A 17935-nucleotide genomic window follows, 5' to 3' on the forward strand; every position below is an offset into this window, starting at 1 on the left:
CAGGGAAAGTGACAGTACGGTGACAGCCCGTCCGTCGCCGCAAAAAAAAAGCCGCTCCGGCACGAATGCGGGAGCGGCGTGAAGCGCGGGAGGCGGCCATCTGCCAGAGACTAGAGCATTTTAATTTTGAAAAANTTGCAAAAGGTTTTCCCCCGAGAGTTCTTTTCAAAAACAACGTGCCCTAGCCTTCCTGGCGATTCTCTTTTTCGTATTTGGACGGGCACTTGGTGATGAGGGTGGAGGCGGTGAACTGCCCGCCGGCCTTGTCCAGTGCGCCTTCCACAATCACTTCCACACCGGGCTTGAAGGTGTCCGGCACGGCGCCCTTGTAGTCCACCATCAGGGTCTTGGATGGGTCGTCCTTGTCGATGAGCCGGAAGGTCACGCCGGGCATGCCCTGGTGCGCGCTCAGATCCCGCTCATCCACCTGACCGAACATGCGCATGGCGCCCAGCTTTTCTGAAGGCATGGCCAGGGCTTCGGAAACATTCAAAAAGTAGACGCTGTTTTCGGAAAGGCCCGAAGCAACCAGCGCACCCAGGCCGCCCACGAACAGCAGCAGGGCCAGGAGATACACCTTGGCATTGGATTTTTTTGCGGTCATCTGCGTCTTCCTGTGTGTGTTAGCCGTGATCGCTCGGCAGCGCAGGGAGATTTTTATTGTGTAGTTTCTCCCGAGCTTTCGTCAACTGTTCTTTGCGGGTCCGAGCCAGGGCCTGCAGGTCTTCCACGCGGTCCGTTTCGTCCACGATTTCCTTGCCCAGCATTTCTTCCACCACGTCTTCCAGGCTCACCACGCCTTCCATGCCGCCGTATTCATCAAGCACCACGAAAAGATGGACGCGGGATTCCAGGAATTCCGCCAGCAGCCGGTCCAGGGTGAGGGTGGAGAGGACGAACCGGGCCGGCCGCATGATTTCGCCGATGGTGGCGGCAAAGTGGTCTTCGGCCAGCAGCGTCAGCACATCGCGCCGGTAGCAGATGCCCACCACGTTTTCCGAGTTCTCCCCGGCGTACACGGGCACCCGGGAGTGGTTCCAGAATCCCGGGGAAAGCTTGGCTTCGGCCACGGTGGCGCTGGAGGAGAGGGAGAACACCACGGTGCGCGGGGTCATGATGTCGCTCACGATCTTCAGATCCATGAGCAGCAGGTTCATGATGGTCTGCTCTTCATACGGCTTGAGCACCCCCGCCCGGCGGGTCAGGGCCACGATGGCCCGGATGTCGTCTTCGGTCATTTCCGAGCGCGACTTTTTGGGCTTGACCACCCGTGTAAGCGTGCTGGTGATCCAGATGAAGGGCCACAGCATGAACACGATGCCTTGCAGGGGCCGGGCCATGAGTGGGGCCAGCTTGCGGGCATAGGCCACGCCGATGGTCTTGGGGACGATTTCCGAAAAGAACAGCACCACCAGAGTGAACAGCGCGGCAAAGTAGCCGGCCATTTCCGAACCGAGTTCCCGGCTGGCGATGGCCCCGGACAGGGTGGCGCCGGCGGTGTTGGCAATGGTGTTCAGGATGAGGATGGCGGAAATGGGCTTGTCGATGTCAGCCCGCAGCCGGTGCAGTCGTTCGCCGGAGCGCTTGCCAGTGGCCCGCAGATGCTCAATGTAGCTGGCCGGTACGGAATAGAACGCGGCCTCCAGCATGGAACACCAAGCGGAAATGCAGATGGCGGCCAGCGAACACAAAATCAGTTCAAGCATGGTCGCTCACACAAGCGGGACTGTCCGAGTGGGGAGAGGGGGGAGGGTCTTCGTCCATGGCGAGCATCCTTCTACGTGGATGGCGGGGAAAAGGCAATGTGGAAAGTGGTGCGCACCAATTTTTCATGCAATCGTCGCTTGACGATGGAAGGCGAGATTTGTAGTAAAGCGTCTCCAACCTGTCATACCCCTCATTTTTTCCTTCTACTTTGTGCAAGGCGGAAACGCTATGAATCTGTGCATCGTCGGCACCGGCTATGTGGGGCTTGTCTCTGCAGCCTGTTTTGCCGAAACCGGGAACAATGTCTGCTGCGTGGACGTGAATCCCGATGTGGTGAAAATGCTTGAGGCCGGGCACGTCCACATTTACGAACCTGGTCTCGAAGAGCTCGTGAAGCGCAACACCGCGCAAGGGCGGCTGACCTTCACGACCAATATCAAGGAAGGACTCAAGAACGCCCTCTTCGCCTTCATCACCGTGGGCACTCCTTCCCGGCCGGACGGCTCCTGCGACCTCTCCTTCGTGCATCAGGTGGCCCGGGACATCGGCCAGAATATGGAAGATTACACCATCGTGGTGGACAAATCCACGGTGCCCGTGGGCACGGCAGACAAGGTGCGCGAGCTGATCCAGGAAGAGCTTGCCAAACGTGGCGCAGCCCTGGAGTTCGACGTGGTCTCCAATCCCGAATTCCTCAAGGAAGGGGATGCGGTGAGCGACTTCATGAAGCCGGATCGCGTGGTGCTGGGCACGGACAACGTGCGCACCGCCGAGCTCATGAAGGCCCTGTACGCCCCCTTTGCCCGCAGCCGGGAAAAATGCATCGTCATGGGTGTGCGCAGCGCGGAGATGACCAAATACGCCGCCAACTGCATGCTGGCCACCAAGATCAGCTTTATCAACGAAGTGGCTAACATCTGCGAGCAGGTGGGCGCAGACGTGCGCGACGTGCGCATGGGCATTGGCTCCGACAGCCGCATCGGCTACTCCTTCATCTACCCTGGCGTGGGCTACGGCGGGTCCTGTTTTCCCAAGGACGTCAAGGCCCTCATCAACACTGCCCGGCAGTACGACTACGAGCCGCAGCTGCTGGCGTCCGTGGATGACGTGAACGACCGCCAGAAGCTCGTGCTGGCCAGGAAGATAGAAGCCTACTTCGAGGCCCAGGGCGGCGTGGCCGGCAAGACGCTGGCCCTCTGGGGCCTGGCCTTCAAAGCCAATACCGACGACATCCGCGAGGCCGCGGCCCTGAAAATCGTCGAGTATCTGGTGGGCAAGGGCATGACCGTCCGCGCGTTCGATCCCGTGGCTGGCGACAACGTCAGTAAGCTGTGGACTGCCGGTGGCCTGGACGTGGTGGACGAGCAGTACGCCGCCCTGGACGGCGCGCATGCCCTGGCCGTGGTCACGGAATGGAACCAGTTCCGCACCCCGGACTTCCGTCGCGTCAAGAAACTGCTGCGCGCGCCCGTGCTTTTCGACGGTCGCAACCTGTACTCGCCCACCCTGGTGGCGGAAGAAGGCTTCGCCTACTTCTGCATCGGCCGCCGTGCGGCGGCAGAGTAGCCATGGTGGCCTGAAACGTCTGACTGAGGCGCGGGGAGAGGCATCTTCCCGCGCTTTTTTTGACCATGCCATAGAGGATTCATGGAGCTGCGGACCCTGTTTGAACTGGCGGTGCCCTTGTTCTTGATCATGGACGGTTTGGGCAACGTGCCCGTGTGCATGAGCATGTTGCGACGGTTCCCGCCGCGGCGTCAGCAGCGCATCATTTTTCGTGAGCTGTGCTTTGCCCTGGCCATCTCCATCCTGTTCTGCTTTTTTGGGGATTGGCTGCTGAAATTCCTGGGGCTTGGACCATCCACCCTGCGTCTGGCCGGGGGGGTGGTGCTGTTCGTCATCTCCATGCGGATGGTGTTTCCGGACGAAAGCAAAGAGACGGCCGATCCCGAGGACCCTTCTGCCCTCGCAGCGGAAGAGCCCTTCATCGTGCCCATTGCCGTGCCCATGCTGGCCGGCCCCTCCCTGCTGGCCGCAGTGATGCTGTACGCCACCCTGGATTCCGGCCCCGTGGTCACGGCCCTGGCCTTCACCCTGGCCTGGATACCCACCACCATCATCCTGCTGCTGGCCCCCTGGCTCTCCCGACGGCTGGGCGCGCGAGGCCTGCGGGCAGTGGAACGTCTGATGGGCCTTATTCTGATATTATTGGCCATCCAGATGGTGGAAGATGGTGTTCGACTGTTCCTCGATAAACAATAGATGATTTATTTGTATTGAATCGTAAAGTTGCATTGCGATTGATTCCGACCCGCTTGTCTTTCGTCTGCCGAAAGGGTACAATGCATTCCAAAGAGTGATGTAGGTATGGGGAGGGGCCTTTCCCTCCCTTTTTTTGTGGGAATACATCCGGCAGAAGCTTCTGCAAGGAGCTGCAATGTCCCTTTCGCAACGTCTCATCGGTGTCATTGTGCTGCTGTCCCTCGTTGTGGCTGTCATGTTCGTCGCCACGCTGGTGGATTCTTCCAGTCAGAAGACGGACGCCCTGACCATCAATCTCGCCGGCCGGCAGCGCATGCTGGCCCAACGTGTAGCCAAGGACTCCCTGCTGCTGACCCTCTCGGGAACGGCTGAGGCCGCTTCGGTCCGGGCCAGCCTGGAAAAGGGAATCCGGCTGTTCGAGGCCACGCAGCGCGCCCTGGAAAAAGGCGGAGCTGCCCCCAACACTCCGGATCCCGCTGGTCCCACAGCCGAGCTGCCCTCTCCCACGACGGAGACCGCTGCCTTGCTGCATGCGGCGGATGGCCGTTGGCAACCACTGCGCACGGCCGCCCAGGCTGCCCTTGCCGGAACCCTCACGGATGCCAAGGTGGTCGGAAGCCTCAGCGAAGACACCGTGGTCGCCCTTTCCAAGGCGGTGCAGCAGATTGAGCGGGAGAGCGAGGCCAAGGTCCGGCGGCTTATCATCATCCAGATCACCGGCATCACGCTGGTGGTGGGCCTGCTGGGTTGGCTGCTGCTGATGCTGCGCACCAGGATGCTCGCGCCCCTGAACCGCTTGGTGCACTACGCCGATCAGGTGGCCGGCGGCTCGCTGCAGGCCAGGCTGGACGGCCACTTTACGCACGAATTGCAGATTCTGGCCCAAAGTATCACGGCCATGGTGGCCTCCCTGAACAACGCCATGAGCGTGTGCACGGAACAGGAACTTGCCGCCAAGGACGCCCACGCCGAAACCGACGCCGCCCTGCAGGACACCAAGGCAAAGGAAGCCAGACTGCAGGAATTGCTGGGCACCATCACCGCCGTCTCCCGCAGTGCCTCGGATCTTTCCGCCAAGGTCGGCGGGGCGGTGGAGGAACTGGGCCGTGAGATTGACACCGTGGACAACGGCGTACTGGTACAGCGCGATCGCATGACCGAAACCGCCACCGCCGTGGAGGAAATGAACGCCACGGTGATGGAGGTGGCCCGCAACGCCAGCCAGGCCGCCAGCAACGCCGCCGCCTCCAAGAAGCTCGCCGCCGACGGCGCCCAGGGCGTGACCCGCGCCGTGGAAAGTATTCGCCAGATGCAGCAGCGCATCCTGGGCCTCAAGGAATCCATGGCGCGCCTGGGGGTGGATGCGGAGAACATCGGGCGGATCATGAACGTCATTTCCGACATCGCAGACCAAACCAATCTGCTGGCTCTGAACGCGGCCATCGAGGCGGCCAGGGCAGGAGATGCCGGCCGCGGCTTTGCCGTCCACCGGCTGCTTCACGCGTTCGACCGGGAAAAGACCATGCAGGCCACCCGGGAAGTGGGCACGGCCATCGGCGCCATCCAGGAAACCGCCCGCGAGAACGTGGCCGCCGTGGAAACCGCTGCCACCAACATCGTCTCCGCAACGGAAGAAGCGGCTGCGGCCGGTTCCTCCATGGGGGACATTGTCCGCATCGTGGAGGATACGGCCGGTCAGGTGGAGAGCATCGCCGCCGCCGCCGAGGAACAGAGCGCCGCCAGTGAGGAAATCAACCGCGCCGTCTCGGAAGTGACGCTCGTGGCCACGGACACCGCCGAGAACATGCACCGTTCGGCCCAGGCGCTGACACGGATCATCAGCCTGATTGAAGATCTCAACGGCGCCATTCAGGATCTCTCCCGCCATGCCGCCGCCGACCGGACCAGCGCGGCACGGGTGGCCGTGGATAATCGGCAATTGTTCAACTGGACACCGACCCTCTCCACCAGCATCGACAGTCTTGACGAAGAGCACAAGGTGCTGGTCCGCCTCATCAACGAGCTGCATGACGCCATGCGGGACAACAAGGACCGCCACATTCTGGGCGGCATCCTGGACCGGCTCAAGGACTATGCCGTGACGCACTTCGAGCATGAAGAGCGGCACTTCGCGCGCTACAACTATCCGGATGCCGCGGCGCACATCGCCCAGCACCAGAAATTCCTGGGCGCGGTGATGGATTTTTATCGCGAATTCCAGAGCGGCCGCGCCACGGTGACGCTGGACCTCATGCGCTTCCTCAAGGACTGGCTGCAAGGGCACATCATGGGCGTGGACAAGAAATACGGCCCCTTCCTCAAGGATAAGGGCGTGCGGTAGACGCGAAGAGGGAGGATGCGGGTTGTTACGCGGAGTCGGGGGAGAATCTTTCTGAAAGAGGTTCTCCCCTCTCGCGCTCTCCCCTTCCAAAACTTTCATAGTGACCTTGAATCACCATNCTTTCTTTAGAAAGGTTTTCCCCCGAGAGTTCTTTTCAAAAACAATGTGCTCTATGCCGGCGGGGCTTCCTGCAGCAGGTCGCCGGTGTGGCGGCAGAGGGTGAAGAGTTTGTCGTAGCCGGAGATTTCGAACACTTCCAGGATGTAATCCTTCAGGCCGCACACGGCCACCATGCCCTGGGATTTTTTGAGGCGCTGGTAGGCCATCACCAGTACGCGCAGGCCGGAGCTGTTGATGTAGTCCAGCTCCGTGAAATCAAACACCACTTTGGTCTTGCCTTCCTCCAGGGCCTGAAGGACGTACTGCTCCAGTCCCTGGGTATCTTCGGTGTCCAGGCGACCGGTAACGGTGAGGATGGCGGCGTCACCGTGCAGGCGCGTTGTCACGCTCATGGCTGTTCTCTCCCTTCACGCGGCAGTGCGGCATGCGTTTGCGCAGCGTGAGGATGTTTTTGTTGTCGCGTCGTTCATAGGTAATGCTGTCCGTGAGGCGGCGGACAAGCAGAATGCCCAGGCCGCCTACGGGTTTGGCTCGATCTTCCGGAGGCAGGGTCACATCCGGCAGGGGCGCTTCCAGGATGTTGAAGGGCAGGGCATCGTCTTCCACGGTCATGATGATGTCGTCACCCTCCTGGCTCAGGCTCACGCACACATGGTGCCTGTCCTGATCCAGGTAGCCGTAGGCGGCGATGTTGGTCAGCAGCTCGTCCAGCACCAGAGATACATGATACAGGCTGCGCGGAGGCAGATCGCAATGTTTGCCGAAATCCTCCACCACATGGGCATGGTGGGAAAACAGGCAGCGCCCCATGGCGCATTCGACGGCAATATTCTTTGTTGCGTCCACAGCGTCCTCGTCAATAGGCCAGCCGCCCCAGGGATTTGAGAATCAGCGAGCAACCCATGGCGAACATCCCCATGAGCCCCATGCCGCAGGAGAAGCCGGCCAGCAGCACCGGGGCATACTGCCGCCACTTGGCGCCGTATTTCTTTTCGAACAAAAACCGTCCGAAGAGCGCGCCCAGCACTTCCAGAACCATGCCGTGGGGCGTGCTCTGGCCCAGGCCGCGCACCACGCCGTAAATCAGCAGCACCGGCAGGCCGAAGATCTGCAGCAGCGCATAGGTGATGACGCCGAACACCAGCCCGGATCCCAGATATTCCGCGCGCAACGCCTCGAAGAAGAGCGAATCGCCCTCCAGGGTGGAGGTTTGCAGCAAAAAGCCGTTCAGGGCCTGCAGATGCCACATCTCCTGCGCATACGGATAACTCGCGGAGGGGATGGGGGCAAGCTGCCACAGAAATTGCGAGAAGACCAGGGAGGCGATCATCACCACAGGGAACACCACCACCTCGGCCTTGATGATGCCGCGCAGGGAGGTGCCGGTGAGCTCGATTTGCCGGAAGCCCACCGTGGCCTCGCCATAGTTGTGGAAGGGGATGGGGGCGTACCAGATGTCGATGCCACTGTAGCCGAAGTAGCGCGCCCCGGCAATAAAGCTGGCCTCCCGCACCATGGGCAGGCTGATGAACTGCCCGGCCACGCCTTCCATTCGTGCGGAAACATACGAGATGATGGGCGTGTACAAAAAGCCGTACCCCAGGAAGAACACCCAGGGGAATTCCGGCACCAGCCAGGCACACATGGCCACATAGGCCAGGGTGGAAACCACGTAGATGCCCAGGGACGTCCAGATGCCGATATCCCCGCGCTCCTTGTTCTTCCTGAGCAGGATGGAGAAATCCAGCCCGTGACCCCGGCCGCGCAGGCTCCTGAACACCTGCCAGAAGCCGATGCAGGCGATGGCCAGCCCCAGCCCGATGCCGAAGCTCATGTAAAAGTCAAAGTTGTTGGCGAACACGGTTTCCACCGTGGCCATGCCCGGATGCCAGCGGTGCAGGATGCCGTGGGCATACAGCATGGGGTTGGCCACGATGGTGATGATGAGCCCGATGAGCCCGCCAATGACTGCCCAGAACGGCAGCACCATGCCCACAAAGAAGAGCCCCAGATCCAGCTGCAGGCCCGTGGCCACGGCGGGCAAAGCTTCCTCGGTGTAGCGGGTCAGCTCGATCCAGGGGATGGGGATCAGCCGGACGGGTTCGGTGAAAAACAATCCCGTCAATGCCGGAAAGAGCACGTAGATGCCGCCAAAAGCCAGGCCGATGACCCCGCCGATGGAGAACACCCGCCACTTCCAGCCGGTTTTGCGGTCCTCGGTGCTTTCGGCCAGGGCCATGGTCCCCAGGGCGCCCACGGGGGCCATGGGGAAGGGCAGCTTTTCCACGTCCGAGGTCAGCCGGTACAGGGCATAGCCAAGGCCGAAATGGTCGATGCGCTGGATGAGCTGGGATCCTATCAGCAGCAGGATGGGAACCAGCCAGTCGCGATGAAAGAACGTCCGCTCCAGCAGCGAGCCGGATCCCGGCTGCGGCGTGACCCAGGTGGGGATGTACTCCACCAGGCCGAGCATCTTGGCGGCGTCCGACTGCACGAGATACTGGTTCCAGAGCAGGCCGGAAAAGGGCGAGGCCAGGGCTGCGCCGGCCATGTAATAGAGCAGGAAAATTTCCTGCTGCTTGAGTTCGGTGTAAGAGCGTTTGGCGATTTCGGCGAAGAGAATGATGGTGACCCATCTGGCGGCCGGCCCGATGCCCGAGCCGATGACCAGCTGCAGATACATGGATCCGGGCATCATCAGAAAGCCGATGAACACGGCGCCGACAATGGTCTTCCAGTCAAAGCCTTCCTCGAACCGCGTGGGCGTGGGGAGGAGGTCGCGATATTCTTTGAGTTCCTTGTCGTCGTACATGCCGAGCGTCCCGTCCTTGGGTCCTCTACAGAGGGAAGACGTGGTAGCGGATGTCCGTGAACAGGCCCACGATTGCCCAGGCCCCGCCCATGAGGAAGTCGCCGAGGATCATGCCGATGAACACGTTGCGCACCTGGCGGAAGAGTGCTGCGCCGCCATAGCGCAGGGTCACGTGGTTGCACAGCCAGCCGGCCAGAAAACAGAACCACAGGTGTGTCATGCCAGTGCCGTAGGCCGCCAGGTACCCCAGGGGATGGATGGGCCACCACGGCAGTTTGTAATAGCAGGCCACCAGCAGGAGCATGACGGCCGCGCCCACGCCGGCATACGTGATGACCCATGGCCGCGGGGACTGGCCCACTTCCATCAGCTGCTGGGCGGTTTCGTACATGGAAATGCTGGTCCGCTGCGCCCAATCCACGGAGAGGTCACGCATGCCGTACTTGTGCGCCAGCACCAGCATGGCCCCCAGGGCCACGGCTGCGCCCAGGCCCAGGGCCAGACACAGTGCGACAAACAGCCGGCCCCGGCCGCGCACGTTCTCCCCGGCCTTGGCGGCATGGAACAGCGAGGGCATGAGGGATTCCCGCACGTCCAGAAACAGCACTTTCTGCATCACGGCCAGACCCAGGATACCCGCCGGCCCGAAAAAGGACGCGCCGAAGAGCCCGAGCAGTCCATCCATGGGCGCGGCGGCAAAGGCGTAATACGGCACCCCGCCCTGGCAGACCAGCCGGCTGGTGACAACCAGCGTCATGAAGCCCACCAGCAGAAAGGTCAGCGTCGGCGCCAGGGGCAGGCCGTACCAGCCGGCCCAGCCCGTCAGGAACGCCAGCCCCAGCACCGAGCCCCACACGGCCACGCCGGGATGCATCCAGCTCACATTGTCCCTGGCGTCCAGGGATTCCGAACACAGCTCCCCGAATACGGCAGCCCGGCCACGCACGGCGCAACGCAGCGAGAGTCGCAACTGCCGTCGGCCCAGCCAAATCAGGAACAGGAAGAACACCAAAAACGCGCCAATGGTCTGCGCCTCTTCCGGGCTGGCGATGGACGGCCCGAAGGTCAGCCCCAGGGCCGCCGGCGGTGGCTGCAGCCCCATGGAGGCCAGCATGCCGCCCAGCAGCCCCGCTGCCAGGAAGAACACCCAGAAGCTGAGGGAAATCTGCCGGGTGGTCAGGAAGGCGAAGCCGATGAAGGCAGGATAGATGGAGAGCTTGAGCTTGTGGAATCCCGCGAGCACGCCGTGCTTGGGAAAATAATCGCCCATCATCAGAACGGTGGGGATGAGCGGGATGGACGGCAGCACCGCCGAGAGCCCGTTCCAGGTGTGCAACAGCATCGGGATGGACAATCCCAGCAGCAGGTGCTTGTCGGCCAGAAATGTGCCCAGGGTGCCGGCTTCCAGGTGCTCATCCAGCAGTTGCGGGGCGCGCATGAGGGGGAAGTTCACCCGCTCGTTCACCACCCACTGCTTGCCAAGGATGCTCGTCAGGCAGAGCATGACCCAGAAGGCCAGCGCCAGGAACACGCCCCAGGTGACAAGAGGCATGACCCAGGACTCCCAGGGGATGCGTCCGAGAATCTCAAGGGTGGAAAGGCCGCGGCCGCCCTCCAGCCCGTTGTACATGGTCTTGACGCTGGTGGCGTTGGTCACGTGCCAGGCATCCGGCAGCACGCCGCCGAATACTTCCTCCCAGCGGTTTCCGGCGCTGGCAAAGTACGTGGGGGTGGTGATGTTCACCAGGAAGGTTCGGGCCAGGCCGGTCCAGCCGAAGCCGGAAACCACGGTCATCAGCGCCCAAATGGCCAGATGTTCGGCCCCGGAGAGCAGCGGCCGCGTGTGGGTGAGCCGGGCGGCGAGCGCCGTGAGCAGCACCAGGACAAAACTGATGCAGAACGGCGCCAGCGGAAAATGCCCACCCGCCAGCGATGTGCCTTGCAGGTAGGCGTTGTGCCAGGGGGTCACGGCGCACAGCCCCAGCCCCAGCAGCAGCCCAACCCCCAGGGCTGGCCAGCGCAGGCCGCGGGATGCCGGTGCTGCCTTGGAATCAGGGGCGGCCGGTGTGGACGTGCCGGTGGTGGTACTCACGAGTTGAAGCACTCCTGCGGCTGCCAGGCGTCCGAACGGTCCGTCACCAGGCAACGTTTGAGATCCTTTTCAAAGGCCTGACGTGCGTCGTCTTCCAGGGAGCGCCACACCAGCAACTGCTTGCGCAGGCTGTTCAGGAATCCCTTGTTCAGATTGATCCACACGCCATGTTCGCCCGCCTCCCGCTGCAGACGGACCTTGATTTCCCGAAAGCCGGGATACTGTTCGGACGGGCAGAACACCAGCCGCGCCCGCTGTCGGACGCCAAAGTCGAAGGGCGCCAGCCACACCCGCATCTCCAGGCTGAAGCAGATGTCCTCCCGGAACAGCTCTTCGGGCACAAAGCTCGGCACATCCTTGCCGCGCAGGAAGGCATACTGCATTTCCGCGGCGGCGAACTGGCCGTGCGTCACGTCTTCATGGGCCTGGAACCAGTTTACCAGAAACCCGCCGGCCGTGCCCATCTCCTGCACTTTTACCAGGAAGGGCAGGGTGAGCATGAGCACGTCCCCTTCGGTGCGCGGCATGGTCCAGGAGCGGTTGACGTCCGGGATGGCGATGTTGGCCGCCATGCGCGAGGGATACAGCACCGAGACGAGCACCACCAGAATCACCAGCACCATGGCTGCCACCCCGGCCAGGGAGGAATAGTTCGCCGTCATGCCGGCCCACAACGGCGTGCCGGCCAGCACCGCCGCCGCGCCCTGGGCCAGGATGTACCCGGCCACCACCGAGAGCACGGCAAAGGCCAGGGCCTCGGCCACAAACAGGAAGGCCACGTGGGAGGGCGCCAGACCCACGGAGGTGTATACGGCGATCTCCCGCTTGCGCTCGAACACGCTGCCAATCATGGTGTTGAGCACGATGCAGGCGGAAATGATAAGTGGAATGACGATGTTGGGCGCGCCGCTGTACGAGAGCGCCTCCCCGGCGTAATACAGATAACTGCCCGGCTGCGCCCCGCCGGTGGCATGCGTCTCTGGTTCCGCATAGAACAGCATCATGTTGAAGCGGTCCGCCAGATCGGCCGCCAGATCCCGCAGGCCGACACCCGGGGCCGGGGCAAAGGCCAGGCTCTTGAGCCGGCCGCCGCCGCCCAGGCCGCCGCCGCCCTTGCTCATGGACATGAGCACGGCATACGGCAGGATGACGATCTGATCCGTATCCACATGCTCATACCGGGACTGCAGGCGCATGGCGCCAGGATCGCCCTCCAGGGCCTCGGATTCCTGGTCCGACAGCTCGAACACTGTCTCGCGCGGGTAGAACACCGGCGTCAGGGGCTCGCCGTCCAGATCCGCAGCCTCGCGCAGGCGGACATGATCGAAGACCCCCACCACCGTGAAGTCCATGCCCCAGATCTTCACCGTGTTGCGGGAGGGATCCTCCGGGGAGACGTCCAGCAGGGCGGCCATGCGATCCGGCAGCAGCACCTCGCCGCGCTGACCTTCGGCCAGCCAGCGGCCAGCCACGAGAATGCTGTCCAGCCCGGTCACGGCGGGCTCCAGATGCGAGAGCCCCACCGCGCCCTGGGCGTCGGCCAGCAGCCCATGCCGATGCACCGGCACCAGGGGCGGCCGGCCGCGGTCCTGGGTCACGTACCAGGCCCGGGGGGTGGTGGTCCCCAGGGGAGACAGGGTGTCGCGCACGGCGTCCCAGGCTTCCTGCGGCAGGTCCTGCCAGCCGAAATGTTTGAGCAGGATGCCGTGATAGGGCGTCTGATCCCCAAAGCGACTGGCCGTGTGCTGGCGCACGCTCTTCACGGCCGTGAAGTTCATGATGGTGAAGGTGAGGATGATGAGGGTGACGCACGTGAGGGCCGTGCGCACCGGCCGACGCCGCAGGTTGCTCACCCCCAGCACAAAGGCTGCACTGAAGGCAGACGCCGCGCTTATTTCCGTGGATTTCAGGTGCCGGGCCTGGCGTTGCAGGTCTGCCATTTCCCGCTCGAATCGCAGGAAAATGATGGCCGCCACCAGCAGGGACAGGCCCAGGATGAAGAACGCCAGAATGACCACCAGGGGCGAGTAGGTCAGCTCGAAGGCCGGGTGGGCCAGATAAATGATGCCGATGGTGCCGGTCAGGGCGCCCAGGAAGCCCAGAATTCGCTGGTGGATATGAGCAAATCCGAACACCAGCCGCTCGAAGCAGTAGGCAAAGGGGGCGAACAGGGCCACGTAGAACAGCACGCCGATGAGCACGTCCCGCGTGGTTTTTTCCACATCGTTGTACACCCGGGAGGCCAGCGCCCAGGACGAGCGGGCTGATTCCATGAAGCGGTCGTAGCGCCGTTCCAGCAGGGACAGACGGGCCTCTTCCAGGGCCTGCTTGCCGGCGTCCATGAGTTCACGCAACCGTTCGTTGACGATGCCGCGTTCTTCCAGATTCTTCACCCGCGGTTCCAGCAGGGTCCACATGTCGTTGGCGGCCTGCCAGGGAGCGGCGTCGATGCGCGCGGTTTCGCCGACGATGAACCCCCGGCCCGTGGGTTTGTCCGCCGTGGCGTTCAGGAGCAGCAGCTTGCGGCCCAGCACGGTGTCGGAGAGGGTCAGCTTCAGGGGCGTGCCCGGCTCCAGGAAAAGAGCATTGGCCGTGGAGGATCGGGTGTCCAACCGGCTGTACCAGTAGCGCATGGGCAGGGTTTCGGTGCGGCCGTCGAACAAGGCGGGGATGGTCATGAACCGGAAGGAGCGGGGCTCCAGGGTATCGTAGAAATCGATCTGCCCGCAGGTGAACAGGGTCAGGGTGGTTTCCATGGCCCGGCGGGCCATCTTGACGCGATAGTTGTTCAGCCCGGTGGCGGCCTTGTCCACGGTCCAGAGCACGCGGCCGGTTTCGGGCTCGAAGCGGAAGACTTCCAGCACGGCTTTGTGCTGGGTGCGCTTGGAGTCGGCCAGGCCGGGGATGGAGAACTCGCCCAGGGAGTCCACGGTGGCGTAAAAGCGGGACATGCCCTGGAAGCAGCAGACGATGGACCCTTCGGCGGGCCGGTCCGGGAACACCTCGCCCTGGCGCAACAGATTGGCCCGGCCGGAGAGGAAGGAGAAGCCGTTGGGCGCCTCGGCGGCCTCCCAGGGCATGGGGGCCCCGGCCAGCTTGCCGGCCAGACGGGTGACGTAGTTGATCTGCCGGGCCAGGAAGGCCGTGTCCACCTTTTCGGGCAGGTCGTAGGGGGTGCCCCAGCAGTGGCGGGCGTCGTGCACCGTGGCCAGGGTCAGGCCGATGCGGCCGGCCAGGGCCGGGACCTCGCCGGCCAGATCGGGCTGGTCCGGAAGCCAGCTTTCCCAGGTGCGCAGACGGCTGGGGCGCAGGGTGTCGCGCAGCAGCGGGTCCACGCCTTCGGCAGCGAGCTGCTCGTTCTGGGCGCGCAGCAGTTCGTCGATGTCCGTAAAATAGCGGGAACGGTTCACGTCCTCGCGGATGTCGTACAAGAAACCGCGATCAAACGCGCCAATCCCGTCCCCCTGGCTGGAAAGATGCAGGGAGATGTGGGCCTTGAGCGCCTTGTCCTGCAGCAGCTTCTTGATGGATTCATTGGCTCGCATGGCCCGCTGCCGGGCCTTGACGTCGCGTTCGCGCACGGCCAGTTCGGCCATGGCCAGGGGCAGCATGACCTGCAGGCGTGTGATATCCTGGGTGGAAGCCTGGTTGAAGTGCTGCAGAAACAGCAGCCTGCGGTAGCCCATGCGCTCTTCGGCCAGGCGACGGATTTCCTCGGAGCGCGCCTCCATGGTCTGGGTGGCGGTGAGGGCCAGGGTATCCGCCGCTTCGAGCCTGAGGCGCATGAGCCGGGTGGAGAGCTGATCCACCTCGGTCTTGACCACGGACTGGATGGCCTCCAGGGCCAGCTTTTCGCGCGGGTCGCCTGGATCCATGGCCGTGGGATCGCCCTGGACAAGGGCTTCCAGGGCCTGGCGGGCGGCTTCGGTCTGGTTGATGCGCTGGGTCAGTTCGCGGCGATCCTGGCGCAACTGCCGGCTGGGCATCTCCAGGGCGCCGTAGAGCTGACGCAGGCCGGCATGGGCCTGGGCGTGGCCGGAGCTGGCCAGCAGCAGCACGCTGCGGCTGGGGGGGTGTTTGGCGAAGTGCGCGGCCAGTTCCAGCAGGGCCGTCAGGGAGGAGGCCTCGTCCGCCCCGGGGGACTTGCCGGGCACGTAGGCCGTGGAATCGTAAAAGGCCTCGAACACCAACAGCTCATCGGCCAGGGCCGGATCGCTGCCGGGAAGGAAGGCAAAGAGATTGTCTGTCTGGATGTTCCGCCATGTGGTGGGGGCCACCAACTGCACCTGCAGGGTGCTTCCGGCCAGCGGCCCGGGGGTGGCGGGCAGCGGCCTGTCCAGCCAGGCTTCCAGCGCCGCACGGGGCATCCAGAAGCGGGGGAAATCCACGGGGGTCAGTTCCAGCTTGTCTTCAAAAAGCCAGCGCGGCGCGCCTGTGGCGGCGGGGTCGTCCACATAGATCACGGCCAGGGCGCCCAGGGTGGCGGCGTTGGCCCAGTGCTTGGACGAGTCCAGATCCATGAACACAATGCTGCCATTGACGTCCATGCCGTTGAAGTCGGCCAGTTCGCCTTTGCCCACGTAGATGGCCTGACCCTCGACGCCGGGGGCCGGGATGGTGCCGGGGGCGATGGCGTTCATCTGCAACGGGTGCACGGGCAGGCCCTGGCCGGTATCGGTCCTGGCCAGCCAGCACTGCTTGCCCGGCTGCAGGCCCGGCGTGGGCACGCTGAAGCGCAGACGGCCGATGCGCAGGCCCTGGGTGTCTTCGTCGTCGCTGTCGTTTGTCGCGGCGTTGGCGCCGGCATCCCAGTCGGCGAAGACGCCATGGAAATAGGCTTCGATGTATCCGGCTGCCTCCTGCAGTCCCGGCGAGCCCAGGCTGCGATCGCCAGAGGCGCTCAGGGCGCGGATGCGCTCGGCCACACGCTCCTGCAGGCCGGCGGGGAGGGCGGAAGGCTGCGCCTGGGCCAGGACCGGCATACTCCAGCACAGGCACAGGAGCGCAACCAAAAGCAGGCGAGTGCGGTTCAAGCCGTTGCTCCCTTTATTCAATGGGGCATGCGCCGTCAAAGGGGCGTTTTTCTTCGGAAAGTCCCACTGCGCCAATGACGATGGACATCTCTTCCCGGGCCTGGATGCGGTCCACGCGGCCGTCGCGGATGAAGACCACCCGGTCGGACACATTGAGCATTTTGTGGTCGTGCGTTGCGGAAATGATGGTCACGCCGCGTTCCACAGAAAGCGTCTTCAGCAGGTCGATGATTTCTTCGCCCGTGGTCAGATCCAGGTTGCCGGTGGGCTCGTCGGCCAGGACGATGGCCGGATCGTTGGCCAGACTGCGGGCGATGGCCACGCGCTGTTGCTGCCCGCCGGAAAGCTCCAGGGGCTTGTGTTGGTAGCGTTCTCCCAGCCCCACCAGCTTGAGCAGCTCAATGCCCTTGCGGGCGGCCTCGTCGGCGTGCACACCGGCAAAGGTCATGGGCAGGGTGACATTTTCCAGGGCCGTCATCACCGGAATGAGGTTGAAGGTCTGGAAGATGTAGCCGATCTTGCGGTTGCGCAGCCAGGCCAGCTCGTAGGCGTCCAGCTGGGAGACGTCCACCTCATCAATAAAGACCTTGCCTTCCGAGGGCTTGTCCAATCCGCCGATCATGTTGAACAGGGTGGACTTGCCGGACCCGGAAGGCCCCATGATGGACAGATATTCCCCGGCCATGATCTCCAGGTCCACGCCCTTGAGGGCCTGCACCCGGTGCTTGCCGAGCTGGAATTCTTTTTTGACGTTGATTACCCGCACGATGGTGCGCCCATTGGCACGCCTGGCGGCATGCGTGCCCGGGGCGGCCTCGCCCGGGGCAGGGGAAACGGCAGGTGCGGTGGTTTCAGCGTGCTGCATCAGCGTTCCATCCTTAGAGCTCGGCCTTCATGGCCACCACAGGTTGCATGCGGGCGGCCACATAGGCGGGGTAGCTCACGCCGACGAAGCACAGCCCCACCCCGGCCAGCAGCGCCAGACCCAGGGAACCCAGCAGCGCGGCAAACGACAGCCCGGCAAAAGCGCTGGGCCCGAAGCGCAGCAGCGCCAGCAGCGCCGCCCCCAGGCCGCCCAGCAGGCTGCCCACGGCTGCGCCGGCCAGACCCTGCATGCTCGCTTCCAGCAGAAACAGCCGGAGGACCATGGAATCCAGCGCGCCCAGGCATTTCATGATCCCGATTTCCCGGAACCGCTCCGTCACCGCCATGAGCTGGGCATTGACGATGCCCACGGCGCACACCAGCAATGAAAGCACGGCAATCCAGCGCTCCTTGGCGCTGGAGCCCACGGCGCCGCTGGCGGCGTCCACATCGTAGCCGGCGCGCAGCAGATGGGCCATGGCGGTCTCTCCCCCGGACTGCAGGTAGCCCCGGGCCAAATCCACGTTGACCATGGTGAAGCTCAGAAAGGCCACGGCCAGCACCAGGCTGATGACCGTGATGACATTGCGCAGAAACCGCACCCGCAGGTTGCGCCAGGCGATTTCCACCGAGGCCGCCCAGGGCAGCACGATGAGGCGTTGGACGCGGCGGTGGCCGTTCGCAGCAGACATGGCCTATCCTTG

At 63.6% G+C, this 17935-nt stretch carries 12 protein-coding genes; 3 read left to right on the top strand and 9 right to left on the bottom strand.

Annotated features, from left to right (window positions below; all coding sequences use genetic code 11):
* Positions 1-181: 181 nt before the first annotated feature.
* Complete coding sequence (locus DGI_RS10150; protein WP_021760917.1) at positions 182-604, bottom strand: cytochrome c maturation protein CcmE; 423 nt, start codon at positions 602-604, stop codon at positions 182-184.
* Between the two features lie 19 nt (positions 605-623).
* Positions 624-1706, bottom strand: coding sequence for a hemolysin family protein (locus DGI_RS10155; RefSeq protein WP_021760918.1), 1083 nt, complete (start codon positions 1704-1706; stop codon positions 624-626).
* Between the two features lie 229 nt (positions 1707-1935).
* Here DGI_RS10155 and DGI_RS10160 point away from each other — a divergent pair, with 229 nt between their 5' ends.
* From DGI_RS10160 to DGI_RS10170, 3 genes are all read left to right on the top strand, one after another.
* A complete protein-coding gene (locus DGI_RS10160; protein WP_021760919.1) occupies positions 1936-3273 on the top strand; it encodes a UDP-glucose dehydrogenase family protein in 1338 nt (445 codons plus the stop codon).
* Positions 3274-3354: 81 nt separating this feature from the next.
* Positions 3355-3969 (top strand): MarC family protein, encoded by a 615-nt coding sequence (locus DGI_RS10165; RefSeq protein ID WP_021760920.1) that lies wholly within the window; start codon positions 3355-3357, stop codon positions 3967-3969.
* Between the two features lie 175 nt (positions 3970-4144).
* A complete protein-coding gene (locus DGI_RS10170; protein ID WP_021760921.1) occupies positions 4145-6310 on the top strand; it encodes a bacteriohemerythrin in 2166 nt (721 codons plus the stop codon).
* Between the two features lie 170 nt (positions 6311-6480).
* On the opposite strand, the gene DGI_RS10175 is transcribed toward DGI_RS10170, so the two are convergent.
* From DGI_RS10175 to DGI_RS10205, 7 genes are read right to left on the bottom strand one after another with little or no spacing between them, the layout of a single operon-like run.
* Positions 6481-6822, bottom strand: coding sequence for an STAS domain-containing protein (locus DGI_RS10175; RefSeq protein ID WP_021760922.1), 342 nt, complete (start codon positions 6820-6822; stop codon positions 6481-6483).
* The gene (locus DGI_RS10180; protein ID WP_021760923.1) at positions 6794-7276 is read right to left on the bottom strand and encodes an ATP-binding protein; all 483 of its coding nucleotides are present in this window, start codon (positions 7274-7276) and stop codon (positions 6794-6796) included. Before DGI_RS10180 ends, DGI_RS10175 begins: the two co-directional genes overlap by 29 nt.
* Before the next feature lie 10 nt (positions 7277-7286).
* Positions 7287-9242, bottom strand: coding sequence for an OPT family oligopeptide transporter (locus DGI_RS10185; protein WP_021760924.1), 1956 nt, complete (start codon positions 9240-9242; stop codon positions 7287-7289).
* Positions 9243-9267: 25 nt separating this feature from the next.
* Entirely contained in the window at positions 9268-11334 is a 2067-nt protein-coding gene (locus DGI_RS10190) for a DUF6785 family protein (protein ID WP_021760925.1), read from the bottom strand.
* Entirely contained in the window at positions 11331-16367 is a 5037-nt protein-coding gene (locus DGI_RS10195) for an FtsX-like permease family protein (RefSeq protein WP_021760926.1), read from the bottom strand. Before DGI_RS10195 ends, DGI_RS10190 begins: the two co-directional genes overlap by 4 nt.
* A 13-nt stretch (positions 16368-16380) precedes the next feature.
* Complete coding sequence (locus tag DGI_RS10200; RefSeq protein WP_021760927.1) at positions 16381-17232, bottom strand: ABC transporter ATP-binding protein; 852 nt, start codon at positions 17230-17232, stop codon at positions 16381-16383.
* Positions 17233-17245: 13 nt separating this feature from the next.
* Positions 17246-17923, bottom strand: a complete 678-nt coding sequence (locus DGI_RS10205) for an ABC transporter permease (protein ID WP_021760928.1) — start codon at positions 17921-17923, stop codon at positions 17246-17248.
* Between the last annotated feature and the right edge of the window lie 12 nt (positions 17924-17935).

This window comes from Megalodesulfovibrio gigas DSM 1382 = ATCC 19364 (genome assembly GCF_000468495.1).
Lineage (GTDB): Bacteria > Desulfobacterota > Desulfovibrionia > Desulfovibrionales > Desulfovibrionaceae > Megalodesulfovibrio > Megalodesulfovibrio gigas.

Bases quoted from the DNA above. Each gene is read 5' to 3' on its own strand.
- DGI_RS10170 (WP_021760921.1), top strand. From the start codon at position 4,145: ATGTCCCTTTCGCAACGTCTCATCGGTGTCATTGTGCTGCTGTCCCTC.
- DGI_RS10165 (WP_021760920.1), top strand. From the start codon at position 3,355: ATGGAGCTGCGGACCCTGTTTGAACTGGCGGTGCCCTTGTTCTTGATC.
- DGI_RS10185 (WP_021760924.1), bottom strand. From the start codon at position 9,242: ATGTACGACGACAAGGAACTCAAAGAATATCGCGACCTCCTCCCCACG.
- DGI_RS10175 (WP_021760922.1), bottom strand. From the start codon at position 6,822: ATGAGCGTGACAACGCGCCTGCACGGTGACGCCGCCATCCTCACCGTT.
- DGI_RS10160 (WP_021760919.1), top strand. From the start codon at position 1,936: ATGAATCTGTGCATCGTCGGCACCGGCTATGTGGGGCTTGTCTCTGCA.
- DGI_RS10155 (WP_021760918.1), bottom strand. From the start codon at position 1,706: ATGCTTGAACTGATTTTGTGTTCGCTGGCCGCCATCTGCATTTCCGCT.
- DGI_RS10200 (WP_021760927.1), bottom strand. From the start codon at position 17,232: ATGCAGCACGCTGAAACCACCGCACCTGCCGTTTCCCCTGCCCCGGGC.
- DGI_RS10205 (WP_021760928.1), bottom strand. From the start codon at position 17,923: ATGTCTGCTGCGAACGGCCACCGCCGCGTCCAACGCCTCATCGTGCTG.
- DGI_RS10150 (WP_021760917.1), bottom strand. From the start codon at position 604: ATGACCGCAAAAAAATCCAATGCCAAGGTGTATCTCCTGGCCCTGCTG.